The organism is Pseudomonas sp. TWP3-1 (assembly GCF_049896625.1).
Classification (GTDB): Bacteria; Pseudomonadota; Gammaproteobacteria; order Pseudomonadales; family Pseudomonadaceae; genus Aquipseudomonas.
Map to the genome: position 1 here is coordinate 176,004 of NZ_JAFCUQ010000008.1, position 17,813 is coordinate 193,816.

A 17,813-nucleotide genomic window follows, 5' to 3' on the forward strand; every position below is an offset into this window, starting at 1 on the left:
GATGCTTAATAGTTGAAAGTCTTGACCAGCAGCAGATCACCGATGGCCCGCAGGGGCACGATGAAGGTTTCGCGTTTTTCATTGACGGTGTTTTCGTTGAGCACCAGCGTGATCTGCGAGGTGATCACCTCGTTCTGATTGCTGGTCTCCTCGAAGTTATAGCCGCCGTTGCCGAAGTTACCCCAATAGTTGACGTAAACCAGATAAGTGCCATGCAGCGGCGCGGTCATGGTGAACATTTCCGGGCCGGGGCCATCGACGCCATCAGGCTCAAGTCCCCCGCCGTTGCTCATCGCCGGGCGCGCCCAGTAGGCGTGCTGGCCGTCCGGGGTAATGACGTGCAAATCGAGTTCGGCCTTTGGATCGTCCCACCCCAAGACAAGACGAATCCGCGCCGGCGTGCGCAAGTTATTTGCTTCATAAAATTGCACGCGCTTCAGTGACTGGCCTTCGGCACTACGTACTTCGACGCTGTTGGAGCCCGCGCCAAATGCATACGGCCTTGCGAAACGCCCATTGTCGTCGGTGTACAGGTTGAGAGGATTGCCATTCACTGCCAGCGTATGCGGCCCGCGTTGGTTGCCGATGGCCTTGAGCTGGCCCTGAATCATCGTGCGATTGCGCTGAATGCCGCGATCGATCGGCGGCGTGGGATAGGCGACTTGCGGATTTTCACTGCGGTCGAGCAGGCCGTTATAGCGCCAGCCGCCCACCGGTTCCGACATTTCAGCCGTCGGCGCAGCCAGCAGCGCGGGCGCGCAGGCCAACCCGATCAGCAGCAAAAGAAATGAACGCATGTAATGCCTCCTGCCATGCCTGACGAAACCTTGCACCCGATCCTCGGTACTTCACAGTGATGACAACTGCGTTTCGTCTGAAAGACCCGTGACTATCGGGTCGTAGATGGCGCGAAGGTTAGCCATTCGGCAGTTTTTTAACAATCGGATACAGCTTTATTTGCGGTGGGAATCACGCCGTCGAGTAGACCTTGAGCCGAATAGCCGTCATATTCGGCTCACGAAATGAGCCGAATAGCATTTCTATTCGGCTCACGCATTCAGGAACGACACTTGATGACCACACACTGGATCTGGCAGCAACCTGACTGGCCCGACTTCAAATGGCAGGAGAATCGTCTTGCGCCGTTGCTGCGTGAGTGTGTTCAGGCGCAGGGCCAATTGATGGGCATGGCCGGTTCGGTGGGCAACTCGCTGAGCGCTCAAACCGAGCTGGACGCGCTACTGCAAAACATCGTGACGTCTTCGGCCATCGAAGGTGAGCAACTGAATGTCGGCTCGGTGCGCTCCTCACTGGCGCGACGCTTGGGCCTGGAACTGGTCGATGGCGATCACGTCAGTCAGCGCAGTGAAGGTCTGGCGCAACTGATGCTCGACGCTACGCGGCACTTTGATCAGCCGTTGACGCTAGAAAGGTTGCTGGAGTGGCATTCGTGGTTGTTTCCCGAGCAGGAAAACAGCTTCTCCTCGCGCTCGATCAACGTTGGTGCATTACGCGGCGATGAACCGATGCAAGTGGTGTCCGGGCGCATTGACCGTCCGACCGTGCACTTCGAAGCCCCGCCGCGACAGGGCCTTGAACGGCAACTCGAGAGCTTTCTCAAGTGGTTCGACGCCAGCGAGAATCAGGTTGGACTCGATCCATTGCTGCGCGCAGGCATCGCGCATTTCTGGTTTGTCACACTGCACCCGTTCGACGACGGCAACGGTCGCCTGACCCGCACCATAACGGATCTGGCTTTGGCTCAGGGTGAAGCGCAGGCGATCCGCTTTTATGCGATGTCGGCCAGCATTCTCGATGACCGCTCAGGTTATTACCGAATTCTTGAAACGAGTCAGAAAGCCACGTCGGATATCACCGAATGGCTGACATGGTTTCTGCAAACCCTGCTGCGCAGCCTGCAGCAAGCCATCGCGCGCATTGACAGTGTGCTGGGCAAGGCGCGTTTCTGGCAGGCGCACCAAGAATCCGAGCTATCGGTGGAACAGATCAAAGTACTCAACCGCTTGCTTGACGGCGGTGAACGCGGTTTCGAGCACGGCATCAGCGCGGCACAGTATCTGGCGGTGGCCAAGGTCTCCAAGGCAACCGCGACCCGGCATTTGGCAGAACTGGTGGAAAAAGGCTGCCTGCAACGCCTGCCCGGCGGCGGACGGAGTACGCGTTATCAGATCAGCTATCCAACCTAGCAATAACCGAGATCACTGTGGCGAGGGAGCTTGCTCCCGCTGGACTGCGCAGCAGGCCCAAAAAGGGCAATGCACCCTGGCTGAAAAAATGCGGCGGTAGGTTTTGGGGTCGCTTCGCAACCCAGCGGGAGCAAGCTCCCTCGCCACAGGAAAAACGTGTCGGGCCACCCCGCTCATTTGCCCATGAACCCCCTATCTGCTAGTGTCGCGCCGGTTTAACGTCAACCGGAAATCGCCGCCATGGCCCGCAAAAAAGCTGCACTGGATTTCGAACAGTCCCTCGCCGACCTGCAAACACTGGTCGAGCGTCTGGAGAATGGTGAATTGTCGCTGGAAGACTCGCTGACCGCTTTCGAGCAGGGCATCGGGCTGACCCGTGATTGCCAGGCAGCGCTGGCGCAGGCTGAGCAGAAGGTGCAGGTGCTGCTCGAACGCGATGGCGAGCTGGCCGAGGAACCCTTCGACGCGGATCAGCCAGAATGATCGCAGCGTATTCGGCCACCAGCCAGGCGCGGGTCAACGCCGCACTGGAAACCCTGTTCAACGCGCCGCTGCCAGAATTGGCGCGTCTCTATGAAGCAATGCGTTACAGCGTGATGAACGGCGGCAAGCGCGTGCGCCCACTGCTGGCCTACGCCGCGTGCGAAGCCCTCGGCGGCAAGGCTGAACAAGCCAACGGCGCGGCCTGCGCGGTTGAGCTCATCCACGCCTATTCGCTGGTGCACGATGATTTGCCGGCAATGGACGATGACGATCTGCGTCGCGGCCAGCCGACCACCCACAAGAAATTCGATGAAGCCTGCGCGATTCTCGCCGGTGACGGGTTGCAGAGCCTGGCGTTCAGCGCCCTGCTCGACCCGCGCCTGAGTGAATCGAGCGCAGACATTCGCTTGCAAATGGTCAGCGCCCTCGCACTGGCCGCAGGCCCGGCGGGCATGGTCGGCGGTCAGGCCATCGACCTCGGCTCGGTCGGCTTGAAGCTCGATCAGCAAGCCCTCGAACAGATGCACCGGCACAAGACCGGCGCGCTGATCGAAGTCAGCGTCAATCTCGGCGCCCTGGCCAGCGGCCGCGCCGAGCAGGACGAGCTGAAATCCCTGCAGACTTATGCACAGGCCATCGGTCTGGCGTTCCAGGTGCAGGACGACATCCTCGACGTCGAAAGCGATACCGCTACCCTCGGCAAACGTCAGGGCGCGGACATTGCCCGCGACAAGCCGACCTACCCGGCCCTGCTCGGCCTCGACGCGGCCAAGGCCTACGCGCTGGAGCTGCGTGATCAGGCCCTGCATGCGCTGCGACCGTTTGACGCGGCTGCCGAGCCGTTGCGCGAGCTGGCCCGGTACATCGTTGACCGCCGCAGCTGATGGCGAATCCGCCAAAAAAGACCAACGCGTGGGCAGGGGGCGATGCATCAGGTAAACTGCCGCATCTTTTATACCTATAACGATTCGCCTGATGCCCACGACGTTTCATGAGATTCCCCGCAAGCGCCCGACCACGCCCCTGCTCGACCGTGCGAATACGCCGGACGGCCTGCGCCGGTTAGGCGAAGCCGAGCTGGAAACCCTGGCCGATGAGTTGCGCCTGGAATTGCTCTACACGGTCGGCCAGACCGGTGGGCATTTCGGTGCAGGCCTGGGCGTCATCGAGCTGACCATCGCGCTGCATTACGTCTTCGACACCCCGGACGACCGGCTGGTGTGGGACGTGGGTCATCAGGCTTATCCGCACAAGATCCTCACCGGTCGCCGCGAGCGCATGGAGTCCCTGCGCCAGAAGGATGGCATCGCTGCCTTCCCGCGTCGCGCCGAGAGCGAGTACGACACCTTTGGCGTCGGCCACTCCAGCACCTCGATAAGCGCAGCGCTGGGCATGGCGATTGCCGCCCGCCTGCAGAACAGCGATCGCAAGGCCATCGCGGTGATCGGCGACGGCGCGTTGACCGCCGGCATGGCATTCGAGGCGTTGAACCACGCGCCGGAAGTCAACGCCAACATGCTGGTGATCCTCAACGACAACGACATGTCGATCTCGCGCAACGTCGGCGGGCTGTCGAACTATCTGGCGAAGATCCTTTCCAGCCGCACTTACGCGAGCATGCGCGAAGGCAGCAAAAAAGTGCTGTCGCGCCTGCCCGGCGCCTGGGAAATCGCTCGTCGCACCGAAGAATATGCCAAAGGCATGCTGGTCCCCGGCACTCTGTTCGAAGAGCTGGGCTGGAATTACATCGGCCCGATCGACGGCCATGACCTGCCGACCCTGATCGCCACCCTGCGCAACATGCGTGATCTTAAAGGCCCGCAGTTCCTGCACGTCGTCACCAAGAAAGGCAAAGGCTTCGCCCCGGCGGAAGTCGACCCGATCGGTTACCACGCGATCACCAAGCTCGAGCCTGTCGACGCTCCGGCTGCTGCACCGAAGAAGGCTGGCGGGCCGAAGTATTCCGGCGTGTTTGGCCAGTGGCTGTGCGACATGGCCGCGGCTGATCCGCGATTGGTTGGCATCACGCCGGCGATGAAGGAAGGCTCGGATCTTGTGGCGTTCAGTGAACGTTTCCCGCTGCGCTACTTCGACGTTGCAATTGCCGAGCAACACGCCGTGACGTTCGCGGCCGGTATGGCCTGCGAAGGCGCGAAACCGGTGGTGGCGATCTACTCGACATTCCTGCAACGCGGCTACGATCAACTTGTACATGACGTAGCGGTGCAAAACCTCGACGTGCTGTTCGCCATCGACCGTGCCGGTCTGGTCGGCGAAGACGGCCCGACGCACGCAGGCAGTTTCGACCTGTCGTACCTGCGCTGCATCCCGGGCATGGTCATCATGACCCCGAGCGATGAAAACGAATTGCGCAAAATGCTTACCACCGGCCATCTGTACAACGGCCCGGCGGCAGTGCGTTATCCGCGCGGCAACGGCCCGAACGCGACCATCGAAAGCAACCTCGATCCGATTGAAATCGGCAAGGGTGTGGTGCGGCGCCAAGGTAGCAAAGTGGCGCTGCTGGTGTTCGGCGTGCAGTTGACCGAAGCGCTGAAAGTCGCCGAGACGCTGGATGCGACGGTGATCGACATGCGTTTCGTCAAGCCGATGGATGAAGTGTTGGTACGCGAGATTGCTGGCAGCCATGAGTTGCTGGTGACCATCGAAGAGAACGCGATCATGGGCGGTGCCGGTGGCGCAGTCAGCGAGTTCCTGGCCCGCGAGAACATCCTCAAGTCGGTGCTGCATCTGGGCCTGCCGGATGTTTACGTCGAGCACGCGAAACCGGCGCAGATGCTGGCTGAGTGCGGGCTTGATGAAGCCGGGATCGAAGCGTCGATTCGCGAGCGTCTGGCTCTACTTAACAGGTAATCACCATCCCTGTGGGAGCTAGCCTGCTAGCGATAGCGGACTGTCAGTCAATTCAGTTTTGACTGACACACCGTCATCGCTAGCAGGCTAGCTCCCACACTGATTTGTGCACATCAGAAAATTGATGGACTGCTTGATGAAATTTTCGCGCCTCGCCCTGCCCCTCCTTCTGCTGCCAACCGCCAATGCTCTCGCCGACACCTTCGAACGCGATCAAGCGCTGAAGCTGCCGGACGTGCTGATCAGCGCCAACCGTCAGGTCGAGGCACGCAACGACAGCAGCGCCGCCAACACTGTGTTCACCCGCGACGACATCGAACGCCTGCAACCGCGCAGCGTCACAGATCTGCTGCAACGGGTGCCGGGCGTGCAAGTCGCGCAAACTGGTGGGCGCGGGAGTCTGCCGGGGATCTACATTCGCGGCACGCAATCGGCGCAGAGTCTGGTGCTGGTCGATGGCCAACGCATCGGCAACTCGACCTCCGGCGACAGCAACCTGCAACACTTGAATATCGAGCAGATCGAGCGCGTCGAAGTGCTGCGCGGCTCGCGCTCGGTGATCTACGGCAGCGATGCGATTGGCGGGGTGATTCAGATTTTTACCCGGCGCGGTGGCGAGGCTGGTTTGCAACCTCGGATGCATGTCGGTTTTGGCAGCAACCAGACCTGGGAACGCAGCGTCGGCTTGTCGGGTGGCGATGACAAAACCCGCTTCAATCTCGGCGCCAGCCTTGATGAAACCGCAGGCATCGACCGCACCCACGAGTCGTATCCGAGCGACAGCGATCACGATGCCTACCGCAATAAATCCATCAGCCTGAGCCTCAGCCACGCGCTGACCGATGACGTCGAAGTCGGCGCCAATCTGCTGGATAACCGTGGCAAAGGTGAGTTCGACAACCCGTTCGGTCGCTTCGACCCGGTCACCTTCGACTCGGTGCAACAGCAGCCTTACAGCGACTTCACCGTCAGCAGTTTCAGCAGCTACGTGGACGCGCGAATCAACGAGCGCTGGAAGTCGCGACTGGAACTCGGCCACAGCGAAAACCGCGAGCAGACCTTCGATAAGCTCAGTGATGAGCGGACGGTGTTCAACACCTACCGCGACTCAGTAACCTGGCAGAACGACCTGACGCTGGATGCACGCAACAGCCTGATCCTTGGCGGCGACTGGTATGAAGATCGAATCAACAGCAGCACCGCGTTCGACGAAGACAGCCGCTGGAATCGCGCCGCGTTTATTCAGCATCGATTCCAGGCTGACAGTTTCTCGACCGAGCTGGGTTTGCGTCACGATGACAACCAGCAGTTCGGCGGCCAGAACAGCTGGAGCGGGACCCTGACCTTACCCGTCAACCCGGACAACGACCTGCTGCTGAGCTACAGCGAAGGCTTCCGCGCTCCGACCTTCAATGACTTGTATTACCCGGATTTCAGCAACCCGGACTTGAAGCCGGAAACCTCGAAAAGCTACGAGTTGCAGTGGCGCAGCCAGTTGACTGACAGCAGTCGCCTTGAAGCGTCGCTGTACCGCACCGATCTGCAAGACGCGATCATTTTCGGCAGCAACTCACGCCCGGAAAACGTTGCTTCAGCTCGGATCAACGGCTTTGAAGCGGCACTGAAACAGGAGCTGTTCGGCTGGCAGAGCAACCTTGGCGTGGCGATCATCGACCCGCGCGACCGCGACACTGGGCATACGCTGGCGCGGCGTGCCCGGCGCACGTTGAGTTGGGATCTGGATCGGCAGTTTGATCGACTCGGCCTCGGCGCGAGTTGGCAGGCTGTCAGCAGCAGTTATGACGATCTGAACAATCAGCAGCCGCTGGGTGGTTATACGCTGATCGGGCTACGCAGCAGTTGGGCGCTGAATCGTGAGATCAAGCTGGATTTCAAAGTGGATAACCTGCTCGACAAGGGTTACAGCCGCGCACTGTATAGCCATGACGGCAGTCAGTATGGCTATCGTGAGGAAGGTCGGGCGTTCATGTTTGGCGTGACCTGGACCCCTGAAATCTGAAACCCCATCACTGTGGCGAGGGAGCTTGCTCCCGCTCGGCTGCGCAGCAGTCGTAAATCGCTGGATGCGGTGCTCCTGATAGATCCGGTTAGCCGGTCTTGGGGCCGCTTCGCAGCCCAGCGGGAGCAAGCTCCCTCGCCACAGATTATTTGTCAGGCTGGATGAGGTGGCAGAGTTTGGCAGTCGCGTCGATCATCTGGCCGCTCGGGCGTTCGAGGCCTTTGTCGGTGATCATTAGCAATTGCCCCTGCCGAACCGCCGCCACCTGCGGCCACGCTTTCCACGCATCGAGTTGCGCCTGATCACTGGCCAGAATCACTTCAGGGTCACGCTGCAACACCGCTTCGATGCTGACTTGTGGCGCCGGCAGACTCAGGTCGGCAAATATATTGCGTGCGCCGCAAACCTCAAGCGCATCGCTGATGATTTGCCCGCCGCCCACCGTATAGAGCGGCTTGTCCCATACTTGATAGAACACCCGTAACGGCGTTTCCCGGCGATAGCGCTGGCGTAATTCATCAAGTTTTTGTCGCAGCTGCGCTGCCCGCTGCACACCGCGCTCCGGCCGATCAATCTGCACCGCGATGGCTTCAATCTGTGCCGTCAATTGTTCAAAACTGTGCGGTTCGGCGACAAAGGTTGGAATGCGCAAACGCTGCAGTTGATCACGCTGCGCCGGGCCGACACTGCCGGGCCAGAGCAGCAACAAATCCGGCTGCAGGCTGAGCAAACGTTCGATATCGAGTTGCCCGTAACGCCCAACCGACGGCAAACCCTTGAGCGCAGCCGGCCGCTCGCCCGCATCCAGCACACCCACCAACAGGTCGGCCGAATCCAGTTCAACAACGATTTCAGAAAGGGATGGCGCAAGGCTGACCACGCGCAGAGCAGCCAGCGTCGGGCTGCTTGCGGCTAGCAGCAGAACCGCCAGCCACAGACGGCGCATCAGCCGAGTTGACGCGGAATATGGTAGAGGTAGAACAGCACGGCGGTGGACAGCGCCAGCAGCATCAACGGCACCGCTTCGAGGCCGACGAACACCGCCAGAGCGCCGATCCATGCCGGCAGAGCCGCCACAAGGAACGCCGTACGCCGACGCGCCGCGAGTGCGATCCACGCGGCCGGCTCTTCCGGGGTATTCAGGGATTTTTGCGTGGCGATCAGCGCATGTTTGTAGCGGCCGAAAAACTTCAGGCTGACAAACATCGAGGCTACACCCGCGATAAACAACGGCATCGCCAGCACCGGCAGAATCGCTTCGCCCTGGCCAAACACACCGTTGATCACGAACAACGGCAGCAATGCCAGCGCGAGGTATTTCCACCAGTCGACCGACAATCGGCGTCGCACCTGACCGCGAGTCACGCGCGGTCTGCCTCGCCCTGATGCTCGTTGCCCATCATGTGGTCGAGCTTGCTGGCCTTGGTCGCCAGATAGAGTTTGTTGTGCGGGTTGTGGCCGGTGTGCAGCGGCACGCGCTCGGCAACCACGATGCCCATGTCGGTCAAGGCTTTGACCTTGCGCGGGTTGTTGGTCATCAGCCGCAGGGATTTCACGCCCAGATGCTCGAGCATCGGCAGGCACATTGCGTAGTCACGCTGATCGGCGGCGAAACCCAGACGCTCGTTGGCTTCAACGGTATCGGCGCCGCCGTCCTGCAATTCGTAGGCGCGGATCTTGTTCAACAGACCAATGCCGCGACCTTCCTGACGCAGGTACAGCAACACGCCGCGGCCTTCGCGAGCGATGGCTTTGAGTGCGCCTTCGAGTTGCGAACCGCAGTCGCAACGCTGGCTGAACAAGGCGTCACCGGTCAGGCATTCGGAGTGCAGGCGGCCGAGTACCGGAGCCCCGTCGGCAATCTCACCCAGGCTCAGCACGACGTGCTCGCGGCCGGTGGCTTCGTCGAGAAACCCGTGCATGGTGAATTGCGCAAAAGGCGTTGGCAGCTTGGAAGCGGCGACAAAAACGACAGGCACCGGTGTGCTCCTGATCTAGAAAAGTCTGAAAATTCGCTGGCCGGCATTGTAACAGCAGGTTCCTGCGCACGCTTAGGCTGAATTATGGGGCATAACGATCAAAAAGTTTGATGACTGCCCTGCAGACACTGCTGTACCTGTGGGAGCTGGCTTGCCAGCGATGGCGTTACGTCAGCTGCCATTTTGGTTGGGACCCACCGCTATCGCTGGCAAGCCAGCTCCCACAGGGTCCTTCATCAGCCAGTTAACCGCGCTCAGTTGGAGTCGAACGGATACGGCTGCTTCCAGCGCTCGAAGATCGGCTTCAGCTCGCCGCTTTTCTTCAACTGCTCCATGCGCTGGTCGTACAGCGACATCAATGCCCGAGCCTGAGGCGTATCCGCGAAACCCAGATACAGCGGCAATTCCGCCAGATGCGAATGGCGGAACTGCGAGGGATCGAGTGCATTTTTCAACACCACCTCAATCTCGGTCAGGGCATCGATGTAGTAATCCGCCCGACCCTGTTTGAGCATCGGCAGGATCCCGGTACGACGTTCGATCTGATTGAAGCGTTTGATGTTCGGCAGGTAGTTTTCGTAGCGGTAGCCGCGCACCCAGGCCAGTCGATATTTGCCCAGCGTGGCTAACGTTGGCGGCGGATTGCTCGCCAGCCCCAGCGCATAGATGTGATCGGAGTCGAAATTCGAACGCGGATATAGCACTTGCTCGGCTTCATCGCGATAAGAACCGACCAGCGCGTCGACTTCCTTCAACTGCACCAGACCGATTGAGCGGGTGTACGGCACCGTGCGGATATCCAGTTTGACCCCGGCCGGTTCGAACACCAGGCGCAGTACGTCCCAACCGAGACCATGACCATCAGCGGCGGTGTAATCCTCCCAGTCTTCGCTGGCCAGATGAATCACCGACGGCGGCGCATCCTGAGCGCAGACCTGCGCGCTCAAGAAACTGAAAATCAGTACCGCCAACCAGCGCCGAGCCATCCCTAGTCCCCTCCTCACGCCCGACCAATCAAGTGAAAATCCACACCAATCCCTGCATGGCCAACCAGGCGAAGACACCCGCCAGCACGTCGTCGAGCATGATGCCGAAGCCACCGTGCACATGCCGGTCGACCCAGCGGATCGGCCATGGCTTGAGAATATCGAAGAAGCGGAACACCACGAACCCCGCGAGCAGCCAGTACCAGCCTTCCGGCACCAGCCACAGGGTGATCCACATCCCGACCATTTCGTCCCAGACGATGCCTTCGTGGTCGTGTACCCGCAGATCGTCAGCGACCTTGCCGCACAGCCAGAAGCCAAACAGCATGGTGACGCCGAGCATCAGCCAATAACCCCAGTCAGGCAGCATCTGCCACAACGGGATAAAGGGTAGCGCAACCAGCGAGCCCCAAGTGCCAGGCGCCTTGGGCAAGGTGCCGGAACCGAAACCGAACGCGAGGAAATGCCACGGATTGCGCCAGACTGACGGCGGAACGAATTCGGCCGGCACCTGTTTCGGATGATCTGTCACGGGGTCTCCTGAAAATGTTGATAGCCGCGGGTTTGCGGGGTGACGTCGCGACCTTCACGGTCGAGCAACACCACGCCCTGCCCCTGCGCCACGCGGCCGATCACGTGGATCGGCCAGCCAGCGGCCAGCAGCGCGGGCAACTCGACGGACGGCAGCGTGAACGCCAGCACGTAATCGTCACCGCCACTCAGCCCCGCACGCTCGGCGCCGCGCTGCCCGAGGAACGCCACTAAAGCGTTCGACAGCGGCACACGCTCGCGTTCAATTTCAAGTCGAACCTGGGATGCCAGGGCGATATGGCCGCAATCGGCGAGCAAGCCGTCGGAGATATCCAGCGCCGAAGTAGCCTTGCCACGCAACGCCTGACCGAGCGCCAGTTGCGGTTGCGGCGACCAGTAGTGATCGAGCAGCGGCTGGGCAACCTCGGGATCGGCTTCACGCTGAGCAAGCACCAGCGGCAAGGCGCCAGCAGCATTGCCCAGTTCGCCACCGACGCACAGCAGATCTCCCGGTCGCGCACCGCTGCGGGTCAACGCCTGGCCCGCCGGAACGCGACCAAACACCGTCATGGTCAGGCTCAACGGCCCACGCGTGGTGTCGCCGCCGATCAACGCGATGCCGCAACTCTGCGCCATCAGGTTCAAACCACGGGCGTAGGCTTGCAGCCAATCGGCGCTCACCGTCGGCACAGTCAGGGCAAGGGTAAAAGCAACGGGCGTGGCGCCCATGGCAGCGAGGTCGCTGACTGCTACAGCCAGCGAGCGCTGACCGAGTAAAAAGGGATCGCAGGGGTCGGCGAAATGCACGCCGGCCACCAGCGTATCGGTGGAAACTGCCAACTGCTCCCCGGGAGGAACAGCCAGCAAGGCGCAGTCATCGCCGATCCCCAGTGCAACACCCTCGCCGCCCTGCGCACAGGGCGCGGCGGCGAAGAAATTGCGGATCAGCTCAAACTCGCCCATAGCCGTTTCAAACGCCGATCAGCGTTTGAACGCCTTCACTTCAGCTTCACGCAGGCGCGGAGCCAGCTTGTCGAGCACGCCGTTGACGAACTTGTGACCGTCGGTGGAACCGTAGACTTTCGCCAGTTCGATACCTTCGTTGATCACTACGCGGTACGGCACATCAACGCGCTTGAGCAGTTCCCAGGTGGACAGGCGCAGCACGCACAGTTCAACCGGGTCGAGCTCTTCGATGGTCAGGTCCAGGCACGGTGCCAACGCGGTGTCGATCTCGGTCAGGCTGGCCGGAACACCGTGCAGGATGTCGTGGAAGTAGCTGGCATCGGCGAAGGTGAAATCGTTATCGACGCGGAACTGCGCTTCGATTTCGTTCAGCGAAGTCTTGGCCATGTGGCGCTGGTACAGCGCTTGAGTCGCCAACTGACGGGCAGCCCGGCGCTTTTCGCTTTTCGACGGCTTGCCGGCGTCCGCTGGACGTGGCTCGCGCGGGTTGAAACGATCGCTTTCGTCGCTAATCACTTGGCCTCCAACTGTGCCAGCAGGCTGACCATTTCCAGTGCGGACAGGGCAGCTTCGGCACCTTTGTTACCGGCCTTGGTGCCGGAACGTTCGATGGCTTGCTCGATGGAATCAACGGTCAGGACGCCGAAAGCGACCGGCACGCCGAATTCCATGGAAACCTGGGCCAGGCCCTTGGTGCATTCGCCAGCCACGTATTCGAAATGCGGAGTACCGCCACGAATGACCGCGCCCAGGGCGATGATTGCTGCATATTCGCCTTTTTGAGCGACTTTCTGCGCAACCAGCGGAATTTCGAAGGCGCCAGGTGCGCGGATGATGGTGATGTCGCTTTCGCTCACGCCGTGGCGAACCAGGGCATCCACTGCACCGCCAACCAGGCTTTCAACGACGAAGCTGTTGAAACGGCCCACTACCAAAGCGTAGCGGCCTTTAGGGGCGATGAAGGTACCTTCGATGGTCTTCAGGGTCATTCGTCAGATCTCTTAAAGAGCCGGGACGCGTGTTCTACGCGTCCCTCAATGATTTATTTGCCGCGAATTTCAGGCCGAAAACAACCGGTCATTATTCGGAGGGCACGTATTCTACAACTTCCAGATCGAAACCGGATATCGCATTAAATTTCATCGGTGCAGACATCAAGCGCATTTTGCGCACACCGAGGTCACGCAGAATCTGCGAACCGGCACCGACGATGCTGTAAGTGGTCGGCTTTTTCACCGCCACCTGATCGGCGGTTTCGCGGATGTGCGCCAGCAACACGTCGCCATCGAGCGGATGACCGAGCAACAGCACCACACCGCTGCCAGCCTCGGCCACAGCGGCCATGGCTGCACGCAGGCTCCAGCGGCCCGGTTGTTTGACCATCAGCAAATCGCGCAGCGGATCCATGTTATGCACGCGAACCAGCGTCGGTTCTTCGGCGCAAACGGTGCCCAGGGTCAGCGCCATGTGTACGTCGCCTTCCACCGAATCACGATAGGTCACCAGGTTGAATTGGCCCAGTTCGCTGTCCAGTGGCTGCTCGGCAATCCGCTGAACGGTACGTTCGTGGATCATCCGGTAGTGAATCAGGTCGGCGATGGTGCCGATCTTGATGTTGTGTTCGGCGGCAAACGCTTCCAGTTCGGTGCGACGCGACATGGTGCCGTCGTCGTTCATCACTTCACAGATCACGCCGCTCGGCTCGAAACCGGCCATGCGCGCCAGGTCGCACGCCGCTTCGGTGTGGCCGGCGCGAGCCAGCGTGCCGCCGGCCTGGGCCATCAGCGGGAAGATGTGACCGGGGCTGACGATGTCTTCAGCCTTGGCGTCTTTGGCGGCAGCCGCTTGCACGGTGCGCGCGCGGTCAGCGGCGGAGATGCCGGTGGTCACGCCTTCGGCCGCTTCGATCGACACGGTGAACTTGGTGCCGAAACCGGAACCGTTGCGCGGCGCCATCAGCGGCAGCTTCAACAGTTCGCAGCGCTCGCGGCTCATCGGCATGCAGATCAGGCCACGGGCGTGCTTGGCCATGAAGTTGATGTGTTCAGCCTTGCAGCACTCGGCGGCCATGATCAGGTCGCCTTCGTTCTCGCGGTCTTCGTCATCCATGAGGATGACCATCTTGCCTTGGCGGATGTCTTCAACCAGCTCTTCGATGCTATTGAGCGCCACTAGGCACCCCCCTTCTTTCAAAATTTGAGTGTCAGGATTTGAGGTAGCCGTTGGCGGCCAGAAAGCTTTCGGTGATCGTGCTGCCGGCAACCGATTCTGCGGCTTTGTCGCCGAGCAGCAAGCGCTCCAGATAACGCGCGAGCAAATCGACTTCCAGGTTCACCCGACGACCTGGCTTGTACGACGCCATGATGGTTTCGCTCAAGGTGTGCGGAATGATCGTCAGCAGGAATTCAGCGCCATCGACCGCGTTCACGGTCAGGCTGGTGCCATCGACGGTGATCGAGCCTTTGTGGGCGATGTACTTGGCCAGTTCTTTCGGCGCGCGGATGCGGAATTCCACGGCGCGCGCGTTATCGCTGCGCGAAACCACTTCGCCGACTCCGTCGACGTGACCGCTGACCAGATGCCCGCCGAGACGGGTGGTCGGGGTCAGCGCTTTTTCCAGATTGACCGGGCTGCCGCTTTTCAGGTCATTCATGGCCGTGCAGTCGAGGGTTTCGCGACTGACGTCGGCGGCAAAACCGTCGCCCGGCAGTTCCACAGCAGTCAGGCACACGCCGTTGACCGCGATGCTGTCGCCGAGCTTGACGTCGCTCAGATCGAGCTTGCCGGTTGCGACATGCACCCGCACATCACCGCCCTTTGGGGTCAGTGCGCGGATACTGCCGATGGATTCGATGATGCCGGTAAACATGGAGTTCTCCTTGAGAACGAAGCCAGCGCTATCGCAATGGCCGGGAATTATACGCTCGCCGATGGGACAGGGATGGCAGTGACTCGCCAGTCATCGCCAACCGCGCGAATTTCAGTGATTTTCAGCTCGGGTGCATCCTTCATATAGGCCAGCGGCCAGTCCAGCAACGGACGCGCCGAGGAGCCGAGGAACTTGCCGGCGATGAAGATCACGAACTCATCGACCAGACCCATCTGAGCAAAGGCGCCGGCCAGTCGCGGGCCGGCCTCGACCAGCACTTCGTTGACGCCACGGCTGGCCAGTTCGATCAGCAGTTGGCGCAAATCGACCTGACCGTCCTCGCCCGGCACGATCAGGCACTCCGGGCCGTGGGCGTACTGTTCTTCAACCGCCACGCAAGTAGCGACCAGCGCCGGGCCGGCCTTGAAAAACGGTGCATCCAGCGGCACGCGCAGACGTCCGTCGATCAGCACCCGCAGCGGCGGCCGGCTCATGGCCAGCGCGGTTTGCCCGGCATCCAGGCCCAACTCGTCGGCGCGCACGGTCAGACGTGCGCCATCCGCCAACACCGTGTCGGCTCCGGTCAGCACCACGCTGGCCTGCGCGCGCAGACGCTGCACCGCCGAACGTGCGGCCGGGCCGGTGATCCACTGGCTCTCGCCACTTTCCATCGCCGTGCGCCCGTCGAGACTCATCGCCAGTTTGACCCGCACGAACGGCAAGCCGTGTTCCATGCGTTTCAGAAAACCCTGGTTGAGCTTGCGCGCTTCGCTTTCCAGCACGCCACTCTCAGTAGCAATCCCGGCATCGGCCAGACGCTGTAGACCACGGCCGGCAACTTGCGGGTTCGGATCACGCATCGCCGCGACTACTCGCCCGACACCCGCAGTCACCAAAGCATCGGCACACGGCGGCGTGCGCCCGTGATGGCTGCATGGTTCGAGGGTGACGTAAGCGGTGGCGCCCCGCGCCAGTTCAGCGGCGGCGCGCAAAGCGTGGACTTCGGCGTGCGGTTCGCCGGCACGCTCATGCCAGCCTTCGCCGACAATCTGCCCGTCGCGCACGATCACGCAGCCGACGCGCGGATTGGGGTGCGTCGTGTAATGGCCTTTGCGCGCCAGTTCCAGCGCACGCGCCATGAAGTGCGCGTCGAGGATGGCTTGCTCGGCGGCGGTGGTCATTCTTTCACCGGTTCGCGGGCCAGACGGTCGATCTCTTCGCGGAACTCGTTGAGATCCTGGAAGCGTTTGTACACCGAAGCGAAACGGATGTAGGCCACTTCGTCAAGCTTTTGCAGCTCGGCCATCACCAGTTCGCCGACCACGAGGGATTTGACCTCGCGTTCGCCGGTGGCGCGCAGTTTGTGCTTGATGTGCACCAGAGAGGATTCGAGGCGCTCCACGCTCACCGGACGTTTCTCCAGCGCGCGTTGCATGCCGGCGCGGAGTTTTTCTTCGTCGAACGGCTGGCGGCTGCCATCGGTTTTGATCAGGCGCGGCAACACCAGTTCGGCGGTCTCGAATGTCGTGAAACGTTCGCCGCAGGCCAGGCATTCACGCCGGCGGCGCACCTGTTCGCCCTCGGCGACCAGACGCGAGTCGATGACCTTGGTGTCGTTGGCACCGCAGAAGGGACAGTGCATGGTGGCTGGCAACAAAAAAAGGGAGGGCCATGGTAGCGCATCCCGGTCGCAAGACAAGCCATAGGCTTTGCGGTATACAGACTGCCATGATCATTTGATCCATGGATTTCATTTCCCGGAGCCGCCAATGTCGTTACGTCCGCTCGTTTTGCTCAGTCTTTTCAGTCTGCTGGTGGCCTGCAGCAGCGATGCGCCCAAGCCGCAGCCACCGACTCCCGGCCCGGCGCCGCAACAAGCGCAGAAAAAGGCCAGGGAAGCCGCCCAGCTCGGCCCGCTGCCGGCCTATCAACGTGAACTGAGCGGCACCCTGCAAGGCGTGCCGGCCGGTGCTGAGGTCGAACTGGCGTTGCTGGTGATCGACGCGAAGGATCGCCCGCAGCAGTTGCTCGCCAGTTCTTCTCTGATCGGCAACAACCAGATCCTGCCGTTTCACGTGCGCTTCAATCCGGACGCTTTCCCGGCCGGTGCACGGGTTGAACTGCGTGGCCGCGCAACTCAGTCCGGGCAGTTGATTCTGCATCTGCCCTCGCAAACCATTACCCAGCCGACCACTCAGGCCTTGGGCCAACTGCAATTCGTCAAAGCGCCATGATTGCACCGTTTGACCTGCAACAGGCCTTGAGTGAATTGCTCGGTGACGCGCGGCTGGTGGCCTGCCCGTTGCCGGGCACCGACTTGAAACTGTGGCTGATCGACGGCGACAACATGGCGCGTGCTTTCAGCCAGGAAGAAACTCAACGGATCCTGCACGAGCCGCCTTACTGGAGTTTCTGCTGGGCCAGCGGTCTGGCGGTTGCGCGGCATCTGGCTGAGTATCCGCAATGGGTCAGGGGCAAGCGCGTGCTGGATTTTGGCGCTGGCTCAGGGGTCGCCGGGATTGCAGCGGTCAAGGCCGGGGCGCTGGAAGTGGTGGCCTGCGACCTTGATCCACTGGCGCTGGCCGCGTGCCGGGCGAATGCCGAACTGAATGACGTGCAGCTTGGCTACTCGGCGGATTTCTTCGCCGAAGACGACCGCTTCGATCTGATTCTGGTGGCCGACGTTTTGTACGACCGTGCGAATCTGCCGCTGCTGGATGCCTTCCTCAGCCGAGGCCGCGAAGCGCTGGTCGCTGATTCACGCGTGCGCGATTTCAGTCACCCGCAGTACCGGCGCATCGAAATGCTCGAAGCCATGACCTTGCCTGATCTGGCCGAGCCGGAAGAGTTTCGCCACGTCAGCCTCTACCACGCGGCCCGCGCCTGACCGTATAGTTG

At 61.2% G+C, this 17,813-nt stretch carries 20 protein-coding genes; 7 read left to right on the plus strand and 13 right to left on the minus strand.

Annotated features, from left to right (window positions below; translation table 11 throughout):
* Window positions 1-5 precede the first annotated feature (5 nt).
* On the minus strand, window positions 6-797 hold the full coding sequence (locus ACP7BN_RS13570; RefSeq protein WP_426204730.1) for a YfaP family protein: 792 nt from the start codon (window positions 795-797) through the stop codon (window positions 6-8).
* 276 nt (window positions 798-1,073) lie between these two features.
* Between ACP7BN_RS13570 and ACP7BN_RS13575 the strand changes: the two genes are divergently transcribed.
* From ACP7BN_RS13575 to ACP7BN_RS13595, 5 genes are all read left to right on the plus strand, one after another.
* A complete protein-coding gene (locus ACP7BN_RS13575) occupies window positions 1,074-2,207 on the plus strand; it encodes a Fic family protein (RefSeq protein ID WP_426204732.1) in 1,134 nt (377 codons plus the stop codon).
* Between the two features lie 240 nt (window positions 2,208-2,447).
* Window positions 2,448-2,690 (plus strand): exodeoxyribonuclease VII small subunit, encoded by a 243-nt coding sequence (locus ACP7BN_RS13580; protein ID WP_007894317.1) that lies wholly within the window; start codon window positions 2,448-2,450, stop codon window positions 2,688-2,690.
* The gene (gene ispA / locus ACP7BN_RS13585) at window positions 2,687-3,574 is read left to right on the plus strand and encodes a (2E,6E)-farnesyl diphosphate synthase (protein WP_426204735.1); all 888 of its coding nucleotides are present in this window, start codon (window positions 2,687-2,689) and stop codon (window positions 3,572-3,574) included. Before ACP7BN_RS13580 ends, ispA begins: the two co-directional genes overlap by 4 nt.
* Window positions 3,575-3,665: 91 nt before the next feature.
* Entirely contained in the window at window positions 3,666-5,564 is a 1,899-nt protein-coding gene (gene dxs / locus ACP7BN_RS13590; protein ID WP_426204737.1) for a 1-deoxy-D-xylulose-5-phosphate synthase, read from the plus strand.
* Between the two features lie 136 nt (window positions 5,565-5,700).
* Window positions 5,701-7,584 carry a TonB-dependent receptor domain-containing protein gene (locus ACP7BN_RS13595; RefSeq protein WP_426204739.1) on the plus strand — a complete coding sequence of 628 codons (1,884 nt, stop codon included), beginning with the start codon at window positions 5,701-5,703 and terminating at the stop codon, window positions 7,582-7,584.
* 145 nt (window positions 7,585-7,729) lie between these two features.
* Here the strand turns inward: ACP7BN_RS13595 and ACP7BN_RS13600 are convergent, their stop codons facing one another.
* The 12 genes from ACP7BN_RS13600 to nrdR form a co-directional block, all read right to left on the minus strand.
* Entirely contained in the window at window positions 7,730-8,530 is an 801-nt protein-coding gene (locus ACP7BN_RS13600; protein ID WP_426204741.1) for a cobalamin-binding protein, read from the minus strand.
* The gene (locus ACP7BN_RS13605) at window positions 8,530-8,949 is read right to left on the minus strand and encodes an MFS transporter (protein ID WP_426204742.1); all 420 of its coding nucleotides are present in this window, start codon (window positions 8,947-8,949) and stop codon (window positions 8,530-8,532) included. The genes ACP7BN_RS13600 and ACP7BN_RS13605 overlap by 1 nt, the downstream gene beginning before the upstream one ends.
* Entirely contained in the window at window positions 8,946-9,563 is a 618-nt protein-coding gene (gene ribA / locus ACP7BN_RS13610; RefSeq protein WP_420648572.1) for a GTP cyclohydrolase II, read from the minus strand. The genes ACP7BN_RS13605 and ribA overlap by 4 nt, the downstream gene beginning before the upstream one ends.
* Before the next feature lie 254 nt (window positions 9,564-9,817).
* Window positions 9,818-10,549 (minus strand): substrate-binding periplasmic protein, encoded by a 732-nt coding sequence (locus ACP7BN_RS13615; protein ID WP_426204744.1) that lies wholly within the window; start codon window positions 10,547-10,549, stop codon window positions 9,818-9,820.
* Between the two features lie 28 nt (window positions 10,550-10,577).
* Complete coding sequence (locus tag ACP7BN_RS13620) at window positions 10,578-11,081, minus strand: phosphatidylglycerophosphatase A (RefSeq protein ID WP_420648574.1); 504 nt, start codon at window positions 11,079-11,081, stop codon at window positions 10,578-10,580.
* A complete protein-coding gene (thiL, locus tag ACP7BN_RS13625; protein WP_426204746.1) occupies window positions 11,078-12,043 on the minus strand; it encodes a thiamine-phosphate kinase in 966 nt (321 codons plus the stop codon). The genes ACP7BN_RS13620 and thiL overlap by 4 nt, the downstream gene beginning before the upstream one ends.
* A gap of 18 nt (window positions 12,044-12,061) precedes the next feature.
* Entirely contained in the window at window positions 12,062-12,562 is a 501-nt protein-coding gene (gene nusB, locus ACP7BN_RS13630) for a transcription antitermination factor NusB (RefSeq protein ID WP_420648576.1), read from the minus strand.
* On the minus strand, window positions 12,559-13,035 hold the full coding sequence (gene ribH, locus ACP7BN_RS13635; RefSeq protein ID WP_003206025.1) for a 6,7-dimethyl-8-ribityllumazine synthase: 477 nt from the start codon (window positions 13,033-13,035) through the stop codon (window positions 12,559-12,561). The genes nusB and ribH overlap by 4 nt, the downstream gene beginning before the upstream one ends.
* 91 nt (window positions 13,036-13,126) lie before the next feature.
* The gene (gene ribBA / locus ACP7BN_RS13640; protein ID WP_420651356.1) at window positions 13,127-14,218 is read right to left on the minus strand and encodes a bifunctional 3,4-dihydroxy-2-butanone-4-phosphate synthase/GTP cyclohydrolase II; all 1,092 of its coding nucleotides are present in this window, start codon (window positions 14,216-14,218) and stop codon (window positions 13,127-13,129) included.
* Between the two features lie 31 nt (window positions 14,219-14,249).
* Window positions 14,250-14,915: a riboflavin synthase gene (locus ACP7BN_RS13645; protein WP_426204749.1), complete on the minus strand. Its 666-nt coding sequence runs from the start codon at window positions 14,913-14,915 to the stop codon at window positions 14,250-14,252.
* A gap of 47 nt (window positions 14,916-14,962) precedes the next feature.
* Window positions 14,963-16,096, minus strand: coding sequence for a bifunctional diaminohydroxyphosphoribosylaminopyrimidine deaminase/5-amino-6-(5-phosphoribosylamino)uracil reductase RibD (gene ribD / locus ACP7BN_RS13650; RefSeq protein ID WP_426204750.1), 1,134 nt, complete (start codon window positions 16,094-16,096; stop codon window positions 14,963-14,965).
* Entirely contained in the window at window positions 16,093-16,557 is a 465-nt protein-coding gene (gene nrdR / locus ACP7BN_RS13655; protein ID WP_007910946.1) for a transcriptional regulator NrdR, read from the minus strand. The genes ribD and nrdR overlap by 4 nt, the downstream gene beginning before the upstream one ends.
* A 127-nt stretch (window positions 16,558-16,684) precedes the next feature.
* Here nrdR and ACP7BN_RS13660 point away from each other — a divergent pair, with 127 nt between their 5' ends.
* Both ACP7BN_RS13660 and ACP7BN_RS13665 read left to right on the plus strand, forming a co-directional pair.
* Window positions 16,685-17,149, plus strand: a complete 465-nt coding sequence (locus ACP7BN_RS13660) for a YbaY family lipoprotein (RefSeq protein WP_426204752.1) — start codon at window positions 16,685-16,687, stop codon at window positions 17,147-17,149.
* Window positions 17,146-17,802: a class I SAM-dependent methyltransferase gene (locus ACP7BN_RS13665; RefSeq protein WP_426204754.1), complete on the plus strand. Its 657-nt coding sequence runs from the start codon at window positions 17,146-17,148 to the stop codon at window positions 17,800-17,802. Before ACP7BN_RS13660 ends, ACP7BN_RS13665 begins: the two co-directional genes overlap by 4 nt.
* Window positions 17,803-17,813 lie beyond the last annotated feature (11 nt).

Bases quoted from the DNA above. Each gene is read 5' to 3' on its own strand.
- ACP7BN_RS13570 (WP_426204730.1), bottom strand. From the start codon at position 797: ATGCGTTCATTTCTTTTGCTGCTGATCGGGTTGGCCTGCGCGCCCGCG.
- ACP7BN_RS13575 (WP_426204732.1), top strand. From the start codon at position 1,074: ATGACCACACACTGGATCTGGCAGCAACCTGACTGGCCCGACTTCAAA.
- ACP7BN_RS13580 (WP_007894317.1), top strand. From the start codon at position 2,448: ATGGCCCGCAAAAAAGCTGCACTGGATTTCGAACAGTCCCTCGCCGAC.
- ispA (WP_426204735.1), top strand. From the start codon at position 2,687: ATGATCGCAGCGTATTCGGCCACCAGCCAGGCGCGGGTCAACGCCGCA.
- dxs (WP_426204737.1), top strand. From the start codon at position 3,666: ATGCCCACGACGTTTCATGAGATTCCCCGCAAGCGCCCGACCACGCCC.
- ACP7BN_RS13595 (WP_426204739.1), top strand. From the start codon at position 5,701: ATGAAATTTTCGCGCCTCGCCCTGCCCCTCCTTCTGCTGCCAACCGCC.
- ACP7BN_RS13600 (WP_426204741.1), bottom strand. From the start codon at position 8,530: ATGCGCCGTCTGTGGCTGGCGGTTCTGCTGCTAGCCGCAAGCAGCCCG.
- ACP7BN_RS13615 (WP_426204744.1), bottom strand. From the start codon at position 10,549: ATGGCTCGGCGCTGGTTGGCGGTACTGATTTTCAGTTTCTTGAGCGCG.
- thiL (WP_426204746.1), bottom strand. From the start codon at position 12,043: ATGGGCGAGTTTGAGCTGATCCGCAATTTCTTCGCCGCCGCGCCCTGT.
- ribH (WP_003206025.1), bottom strand. From the start codon at position 13,035: ATGACCCTGAAGACCATCGAAGGTACCTTCATCGCCCCTAAAGGCCGC.
- ACP7BN_RS13645 (WP_426204749.1), bottom strand. From the start codon at position 14,915: ATGTTTACCGGCATCATCGAATCCATCGGCAGTATCCGCGCACTGACC.
- ribD (WP_426204750.1), bottom strand. From the start codon at position 16,096: ATGACCACCGCCGCCGAGCAAGCCATCCTCGACGCGCACTTCATGGCG.
- nrdR (WP_007910946.1), bottom strand. From the start codon at position 16,557: ATGCACTGTCCCTTCTGCGGTGCCAACGACACCAAGGTCATCGACTCG.
- ACP7BN_RS13660 (WP_426204752.1), top strand. From the start codon at position 16,685: ATGTCGTTACGTCCGCTCGTTTTGCTCAGTCTTTTCAGTCTGCTGGTG.
- ACP7BN_RS13665 (WP_426204754.1), top strand. From the start codon at position 17,146: ATGATTGCACCGTTTGACCTGCAACAGGCCTTGAGTGAATTGCTCGGT.